The organism is Persicitalea sp., from assembly GCF_041751555.1.
GTDB lineage: Bacteria > Bacteroidota > Bacteroidia > Cytophagales > Spirosomataceae > Persicitalea.
In genome coordinates, this window is sequence record NZ_JBGSXF010000427.1 from 1 (window position 1) to 7,641 (window position 7,641).

The following is a 7,641-nucleotide window of genomic DNA, read 5'->3' on the forward strand; positions in this document are numbered from 1 at the left end:
ATAGTAGGACGTCCCAATGTGGGCAAGTCCACCCTTTTTAACCGCCTGATCGAAGAGCGGAAGGCGATTATGGACAACGAGAGCGGCGTGACGCGCGACCGCCATTATGGTCATGCTCAGTGGTCGGGGCAATTCTTTACCGTCATCGACACGGGCGGCTACGTGGTGGGTTCGGAGGATATCTTCGAAGGCGCCATCCGCGACCAGGTCGAGTTGGCCATCGAGGAATCGTCGGTGGTGCTGTTCATGGTGGACACAATGAGCGGGTTAACCGAGCTCGACAAGGAGTTTGCCAATGTGCTGCGCCGTTACGACAAACCCGTACTTATGGTGGCCAACAAGGCCGAATCGCTCGAGCGCTACCATTCCTCGGCGGAATTTTACGAATTAGGACTAGGGGAAGAAATCTTTCCCGTTTCCTCGCAAACTGGCTATGGCACGGGTGATTTGCTGGACGAGGTGATCAAGTACTTCGACGCGCCGGGTATCGAAAATCCCGAGGAAGGCATCCCTCGCATCGCCATCGTGGGCCGTCCGAATGTGGGCAAGTCTTCCTTCCTAAACGTGCTGACGGGTACTGAGCGCAGCATCGTGACCGACATTGCGGGTACTACCCGCGACGCCATCCATACGCCCTACAAGGCTTTTGGCCGGGAATACATTCTGATCGACACAGCCGGGATGCGTCGCAAGTCGCGGGTGAAAGAGGATATCGAGTTTTACTCCACCATCCGCTCTGTTAAGGCGATGGAAGAGTCTGATGTCTGTATCGTGATGCTGGACGCACAAAACGGGCTGGAAGGCCAGGACATGACGCTCATCGGTCAGGCCGATAAAGCCAAGAAGGGTATCGTGATTATGGTCAATAAATGGGATGCGGTGGAGAAGGAATCCAAAACCGCCGACCATCTGAAGAAAGCTATGTTGGAACGCCTTGCTCCGATGAACTACATGCCAATCATTTTCGCATCGGTGCTGGAAAAGCAACGGATTTTTCAGGTAATGGAAAAGGCGATGGAGGTGTATGAGAATAAGCACCGTAAAATCACGACTTCCAAGCTCAACGAGGTCATGCAGCAGGTGATCGCTAACTACCCGCCACCAGCTTTCAAGGGCAAGCACATCAAGATCAAATACATGATTCAGTTGCCCACGCCCTCACCAACGTTCGTATTTTTCTGTAATCATCCCAAGTACATCAAGGAACCCTACGTACGCTACCTCGAAAACCGGATGCGCGAGCACTTCGATTTTACGGGCGTACCGCTCACGATGTTTTTTAGGGAAAAATAGGATATGCCCGAACTGGCAGTTGTTGAAGCACAAGAACGCCCCCGTTCCTATTACTGGACGGGGGCGTTGCTGGTACTGCTTGCTGCTTTCTGTTTCGCCTGCAAAGGAATACTTATCAAGATCGCTTATCGGGAGTACCCCATAGACGCCATTGCGTTGTTGGCTTTGCGGATGATTTTTGCACTACCCTTTTACCTTCTGATTGGCTGGCGACTCGCCAAAACTACCGAACCCACGCAACTGACGCCGCGACAGTGGTTGTCGCTGATGGCCATTGGAGCCACGGGATACTACCTGGCGAGCTACCTCAACTTTCTTGGATTGGTGTATATCACAGCCAGCCTGGAGCGCGTACTTCTTTTCATCTATCCCACCTTCGTTTTGTTTCTGGGAGTTGGGGTATTCGGACGAAAAATAAAACCCCGGCAGTATGGTGCCTTGTTACTCACCTACTTGGGAATCGCGCTAGTCTTTGTTCCCAATATTGATGCCGGGGATCAGACAAATTTGCTTTTGGGCTCCTTCTGGGTAGTTCTCAGCGGAATTGTGTATGCCGTGTATCTGGTAGGAAGCGATGCCTTTATTGCCAAGATTGGTTCAAGGAAATTCACTTGCTATGCCATGATCGCCGCCACGCTACCCACCGCCTTACACGGTTTCGTGAAGCATGGCTTCCTCACATTCTTACAATATCCAGCCCCGGTCTATGCTATTAGTGGCGTAATGGCCGTTTTCGTGACCGTCGTTCCAACGTTTATGATTGCGGAGGGAATCCGGAGGATTGGCTCGGGCAACACTTCGATCGTGGCGAGTATCGGGCCGATTTTTACCATCGTGCTTGCCAGTACGGTACTTGGCGAGCAGATTAGCTTTTGGCAGGCCGTCGGGACGGGCCTGGTTCTGGCTGGGGTGGTTTGGATAGGCTGGAAAGGAGAGAAGTAACCTCCGAATCGAACTCAGATTCGATCGTCAGGTACTTGAAGTAATTCAGTAGTACGCCCCGGTCAGCCTCGGCCCAGTCCAGTTCAAGTAGTTCTTCGGGGGAGAGCCAGAGAATTTGCTCATGTTCGGTCAGGATGATTTCATCGGAAGCTAGTTCGCAGACAAAAGGCACCAGTCGGATAGTGCGCCACACATCATTACGGTCGGTGACAGGCAACCGCTCACCGATAAGAATTTCTACGCACAGTTCCTCCCGAATTTCGCGCACTAGCCCTTCCTCCTCTGTTTCTCCGGCTTCCAATTTACCACCGGGAAACTCCCACTTCATAGGCAGCGAGCCAACCGCGCTGCGTTGGGCAGCCAGCACTTTCCCTTCACGCTCAATAATGGCGCAGGGTACCCGCACGAGTGGTTTCAATACGATGTCCGACACTGGCATTCTCCCCTCTTTTGATTTTCGGCTGCGAAGGTACGACTAAGTACGCGTTATGCTAACGTTGAGAATCAAAAGGATATTGGGGGAGGGCCAAAAGGGGAGATGGACTTCGACCATTACGCTAAAAAAGCTCCCCTGTCCGATGTCGGGGCAGAATGCCCAGATGGCGGTAGGCCATTTCAGTAGCTTCCCGCCCGCGGGCGGTGCGCTTGAGGTAGCCTTCCTGGATCAGGAATGGCTCGTACACCTCTTCGATTGTTTCAGCCTCCTCACTACAGGCCGTAGCGATAGTCGATAGCCCCACGGGGCCTCCTTTAAACTTTTCGATAATGGTGGTCAGGATGCGGTTGTCCATTTCGTCTAAGCCGTTTTGATCCACGTCGAGGGCAGTAAGGGCCATTTCGGCGATGGCCACCGTAACGTGGCCTTTGCCCTTCACCTGGGCAAAATCGCGGGTGCGGCGCAGCAGATTATTGGCGATGCGGGGCGTTCCACGGCTGCGGCGGGCGAGTTCATAGGCTGCCTCGTCATCAATCGGTGAGCCAAGCAAGTCCGCCGAGCGCAGCACGATGGTAGTTAGTAGTTTGGCGTCGTAATATTCCAGCCGGGCGTTGATACCGAAGCGCGCCCGCAGCGGGGAGGTCAGCAGTCCAGCGCGGGTAGTGGCACCGACGAGCGTGAAGGGATTCAGGCCGATTTGTACCGAACGGGCATTAGGGCCGCTGTCGAGCATGATGTCGATCTTGTAATCCTCCATCGCGGAGTATAAATACTCTTCCACGATGGGGTTGAGACGGTGGATTTCGTCGATGAAAAGTACATCGTGGGGCTGTAAATTCGTGAGGAGTCCGGCCAGGTCACTGGGCTTATCCATCACCGGCCCAGACGTTGCTTTGATGTTGGCTCCCAGTTCATTCGCTACGATGTGCGAGAGCGTGGTCTTTCCCAGTCCCGGCGGGCCATGTAAGAGAACGTGATCCAGAGCTTCACCGCGTTGCTTAGCAGCTTTTACAAAGATTTTCAGATTTTCCAGAATTTTCTCCTGACCCGTAAAATCATCGAATGATAGCGGCCGCAGAGCCTTCTCTATTTCTTTTTCAGTGTTGGACAGGCTTTCGCCTTCTCCGCTCATATATTCTTTCCGCATGGCTTTCTGCAAATATTCATAAAAACCAAAAATACGGCTTTTTGGCGGTATAATAGCGGCGTTGCCCGCTGTTAAAATGTTGAATGGTTGAAGAGATTAATCTACCATTTTTGTAACAAGCGCTACCACCGCCGCCACGCGCTCGGTGTCGGTGTAGAGGATGCTGCGCTCATCGGGGATTTCGCCCGCCATCGAAATCTCCGCTGGAAAGTACGTCTGCCGCCCGGGCCGGAATGCTTTACCCGTCAGATGAAGTGCGTCCACGCCTGTGGCGGCTAGTTCCGCTGCATTGGCCGCCGACACCCCGCCGCCCGGCATGATTTCGATGCGGCCATTAGCTTGCTTCGCTAATTCAGTCAGTAGTGCTTTGCCTTGCAGAACGACCGATTTTTGACCGGAAGTCAGGATGCGTTCGCAGCCAGTTTCTATGACGGCCTCCAAGGCAGGGAGCGGATCAGGCGTAAGGTCGAAAGCGCGGTGGAAGGTCACGCCCATGGGCTGCGCGTATTGCACCAGGGCGCGGGTACGGGGCACATCTACTTCGCCATTCGGAAGCAGTACCCCCAGCACCACGCCGTCGGCACCAAAAGATTTGGCAGTGTCGATGTCGCGACGCATGATGTCGATTTCCGATTCTTCATACACAAAATCGCCGCCTCGGGGGCGAATCATCACATACAGGTCAATCCGAATGTTGTCACGTACCGCGGCGATCAGGCCCGCACTGGGTGTAGTACCGCCCTCGCCCAGGCCGCCGCAAAGCTCAACACGAGCGGCGCCAGCTTTTTGAGCATTTTGGCAAGATTCTAAAGAGTATGCGCAGACTTCGATAGTCATAAGTATTTCAATCTTTTCATGTGGCAGTATTGGTTGTACCCAGGGCAAGTTAGAATAGCTGTTGTGCCTTGTTTACCTTGATTTGGAATCCGGGATACAGGATGTGTCGTGCTTGAGATACTATTTTTGTCTTTTATATGACTGAAAGTCAGTTGCTTATATTTCTATAAAAAATAAATCAACACAAACAAGAATTTTTTCTAAAAAAACCTGTTAAAAATTACCGAAAGATGCAGAATTTCATACTTTTGCACTCCAAAAAATGAACTGAACACTAAATCTGACTTTGACATTATGTACTGGACACTAGAACTTGCATCGTATTTAGAAGATGCGCCCTGGCCAGCTACCAAGGACGAACTCATCGACTTCGCCATTCGTACCGGAGCGCCGTTGGAGGTCGTCGAAAACTTACAGGAACTCGAAGACGACGGCCAACCGTACGAAAGCATCGAAGAAATTTGGCCCGATTACCCCACGAAGGAGGACTTCTTCTTTAACGAGGATGAATATTGACGTAGCTATCGGCTTGGGGGCTGCTCGCGTGGCAGGCCCAATTTATATCTTTTGAAAAAAGACGCCCAAGCGCGTCTTTTTTTTATTTTACTTCCTCTGTTTTTCTGGCCTTGTTCATGGTCTTTGCTTCGTATTTTTTTGGGGCGTAAAGAAAGCCGAACGCTTCCCCCCCTTCCCGCTCGTGTACTTTGTGATGAACGTAGTGCGCCTTCATGATGCGCTTCATGTAAGGGCTGCGCGGCTGGTACTTTGTTTTTATGCGGCGGTGGACGATCACGTCGTGGAAAACGAAGTAGGCTACGCCGTAAAGCGAAATGCCGAAGCCGACCCACATCAGGAACCGCAGCGACACTACCTCTGACCCCAGCACGATCAGCGCCGTGGCGGTAATGCCGAAGATGATACCGAACCAGTCGTTGCGCTCCCACCAATGCTTGTGCGGCGCGTGGTGCGATTCGTGCCAGCGCCACATAACGCCGTGCATGATGTACTTATGCGTGAACCAGGCGAAGCCTTCCATGAAAAAGAAAGTCACCAGCATCAGTAATATATTGAGAAACAAATTCATGAGTCGTAGCTAAGAAACTGAGAAATACTGGGTTCACTTCTTGGGGAACGGGATTTCACGAAAAAACATTCTAAGGAGAACAAATGTTGAGAAAAAATACCGCTGATCGTTTTTTTTCAAGACCAAAAGTACCTACTTTTAAAAAACCTAACTTCCATCCAATTCCCACGAACGATGGACCTACGAACACTCCGGGAACTAGTCCGGCAAGGCGAGGGCGATAATCTGGAATTCAAGCTCAAATCCAGCCATCCCGAGAAGATTGTCCGGGAAATAGTGGCCTTCGCCAACTCCGGGGGCGGTAAACTACTCGTCGGCATCGGCGACGATAAAACCATCAAGGGCCTCAAGTACGCCGACGAGGACGAGTACATCCTCGAACGGGCTATCCAGAGACTGTGCACACCTGAAATCCCTTACCGTATCGAACGCGTGCCGCTTACTGACGAGCGCGAAGTGCTGGTGTTTCACATTCACCGCAGCACCGATAAGCCCCATGCCGTGCTGGATGAATCCGGCAAAAAGAAAACTTACGTGCGGGTGAAGGATCGATCTGTACAGGCCAGCCGTGAGATGCGGGAAATCATGAAACGTACCCGCCGCCAGCGCGACATCCGCTTCAACTACGGCGAGAAGGAAAAGAAACTGATGCAGCTACTTGACGCCCAGCAGAGTGTCACGGTGGACTCTTTCGCTACTTCGGTGGGTATCCCTCGCAATATGGCCTCCCGGACGCTGATTCTGCTGGTGCTGGCCAATGTGCTGGAAGTACATCCCGGTGAAATTCGCGATCAGTTTACAATGGCGATGGCGTAGGGGCTGCTTGATCTTCGCCTGATCGCCGATTTGCTGTGATAGTCTTATTTCCTTGAAATTTCCGATTCTTTCGCCTTTACTAGTTAGTTCTTCAAGCTTTTTCAAAATTGAGCGGACATCGGATGGATACGCAAGTCTGCCCCGATGGGGCTTGCATTCTTCCAAATGGCAATAAACCGCTAGATTTATAGTTATTTTTGGAAGGCAAAGTCGATATTTACGGGCTTCTGCGATATATTTCCCTCAAAACAGAACGCAACTCCATTTTATGTTCCCTAAAATACTGAAAAGCTTCTTGGGTGCGATCCTGCTGGCGTGGGCGCTGGGCGTGCTGCCCTGCGAGGCGCAGAAGCGTGACCGTAAGCGCGATAAAGAAAATCAAACCGAACAAAAAGACACCGCCACGCGCCTGGAAGACGAGGGAACGGCTATCGAAGGCATGAAGTACATGATGATGGACGAGCCGTCGCGGGCGCTGCCTGTCTTCGAGAAATTGGTAGATATGAGTCCGAATGATCCGGCGAGTCACTTCATGCTGGCTTCGGCTTTGCTGAAGCTCAACCGTATTGCCGATGCTCTCCCCCACGCTAAAACAGCCTACGAAGCCGAACCCGAAAATGCCTATTACGTCGAGCAGCTTTCGGAGGTTTTTACAAAACAGAAAAGGTACGCTGACGCAGCTAAGTTGTTTGAGGTTTTAGTGAAGAAAGACCCGGCGAATATCCCTTACGGCGTAGAGCTGGCGGCAATGTACATTTTCAGCGACCAGTTCGACAAAGCCATTGATACTTATGACCGTCTGGAGAAGGCCGTAGGCGTCACCGAAGAAATCACGCACCAGAAGCAGCAGCTCTACCTGCGCGACAACAAGATCGACAAGGCGATCGCCGAAGCCCAAAAGCTGATCATCGCCGAACCTGCCGAACTGGCCTACCGCCTCGAACTGGCTGAACTGCTGATGGCTAACGACCGCATCGACGACGCAGTGGCTCCTCTGGAAGATGCCTTACGGCTCAATCCTGACGAGGCCCAGGCCCACGTACTGCTAGCCGATATTTACCGTCGCAAAGGCGATGTCGAGAAGAC

At 52.1% G+C, this 7,641-nt stretch carries 9 protein-coding genes; 5 read left to right on the forward strand and 4 right to left on the reverse strand.

The annotated features are described in order from the left end of the window. Both der and ACEW8P_RS14950 read left to right on the forward strand, forming a co-directional pair. Window positions 1-1,293: ribosome biogenesis GTPase Der (gene der / locus ACEW8P_RS14945; RefSeq protein WP_373513882.1), on the forward strand; the 1,293-nt coding region annotated here is incomplete at its 5' end. Between the two features lie 3 nt (window positions 1,294-1,296). After that, window positions 1,297-2,235: a DMT family transporter gene (locus tag ACEW8P_RS14950; protein WP_373513883.1), complete on the forward strand. Its 939-nt coding sequence runs from the start codon at window positions 1,297-1,299 to the stop codon at window positions 2,233-2,235. Here ACEW8P_RS14950 and ACEW8P_RS14955 read toward each other — a convergent pair. The 3 genes from ACEW8P_RS14955 to ACEW8P_RS14965 form a co-directional block, all read right to left on the reverse strand. Then, window positions 2,159-2,674 (reverse strand): (deoxy)nucleoside triphosphate pyrophosphohydrolase, encoded by a 516-nt coding sequence (locus ACEW8P_RS14955; RefSeq protein ID WP_373513884.1) that lies wholly within the window; start codon window positions 2,672-2,674, stop codon window positions 2,159-2,161. The genes ACEW8P_RS14950 and ACEW8P_RS14955 overlap by 77 nt on opposite strands. 118 nt (window positions 2,675-2,792) lie before the next feature. Beyond that, a complete protein-coding gene (gene ruvB / locus ACEW8P_RS14960; RefSeq protein WP_373513885.1) occupies window positions 2,793-3,818 on the reverse strand; it encodes a Holliday junction branch migration DNA helicase RuvB in 1,026 nt (341 codons plus the stop codon). A 96-nt stretch (window positions 3,819-3,914) separates the two neighbouring features. Further along, window positions 3,915-4,655: a copper homeostasis protein CutC gene (locus ACEW8P_RS14965; RefSeq protein WP_373513886.1), complete on the reverse strand. Its 741-nt coding sequence runs from the start codon at window positions 4,653-4,655 to the stop codon at window positions 3,915-3,917. Window positions 4,656-4,949: 294 nt separating this feature from the next. Between ACEW8P_RS14965 and ACEW8P_RS14970 the strand changes: the two genes are divergently transcribed. Then, complete coding sequence (locus tag ACEW8P_RS14970; protein WP_132122348.1) at window positions 4,950-5,171, forward strand: DUF2795 domain-containing protein; 222 nt, start codon at window positions 4,950-4,952, stop codon at window positions 5,169-5,171. An 82-nt stretch (window positions 5,172-5,253) separates the two neighbouring features. Here ACEW8P_RS14970 and ACEW8P_RS14975 read toward each other — a convergent pair whose 3' ends face one another. Beyond that, window positions 5,254-5,739 (reverse strand): beta-carotene hydroxylase, encoded by a 486-nt coding sequence (locus tag ACEW8P_RS14975; protein WP_373513887.1) that lies wholly within the window; start codon window positions 5,737-5,739, stop codon window positions 5,254-5,256. Window positions 5,740-5,913: 174 nt separating this feature from the next. On the opposite strand from ACEW8P_RS14975, the gene ACEW8P_RS14980 reads away from it, so the two are divergent. Together ACEW8P_RS14980 and ACEW8P_RS14985 are read left to right on the forward strand one after the other, a co-directional pair. Beyond that, window positions 5,914-6,555, forward strand: coding sequence for a helix-turn-helix domain-containing protein (locus ACEW8P_RS14980; RefSeq protein ID WP_373513888.1), 642 nt, complete (start codon window positions 5,914-5,916; stop codon window positions 6,553-6,555). Between the two features lie 268 nt (window positions 6,556-6,823). Beyond that, window positions 6,824-7,641 (forward strand): tetratricopeptide repeat protein (locus tag ACEW8P_RS14985; RefSeq protein WP_373513889.1); only part of this gene is annotated, 818 nt, incomplete at its 3' end.

Bases quoted from the DNA above. Each gene is read 5' to 3' on its own strand.
- ACEW8P_RS14950 (WP_373513883.1), top strand. From the start codon at position 1,297: ATGCCCGAACTGGCAGTTGTTGAAGCACAAGAACGCCCCCGTTCCTAT.
- ACEW8P_RS14955 (WP_373513884.1), bottom strand. From the start codon at position 2,674: ATGCCAGTGTCGGACATCGTATTGAAACCACTCGTGCGGGTACCCTGC.
- ruvB (WP_373513885.1), bottom strand. From the start codon at position 3,818: ATGCGGAAAGAATATATGAGCGGAGAAGGCGAAAGCCTGTCCAACACT.
- ACEW8P_RS14965 (WP_373513886.1), bottom strand. From the start codon at position 4,655: ATGACTATCGAAGTCTGCGCATACTCTTTAGAATCTTGCCAAAATGCT.
- ACEW8P_RS14970 (WP_132122348.1), top strand. From the start codon at position 4,950: ATGTACTGGACACTAGAACTTGCATCGTATTTAGAAGATGCGCCCTGG.
- ACEW8P_RS14975 (WP_373513887.1), bottom strand. From the start codon at position 5,739: ATGAATTTGTTTCTCAATATATTACTGATGCTGGTGACTTTCTTTTTC.
- ACEW8P_RS14980 (WP_373513888.1), top strand. From the start codon at position 5,914: ATGGACCTACGAACACTCCGGGAACTAGTCCGGCAAGGCGAGGGCGAT.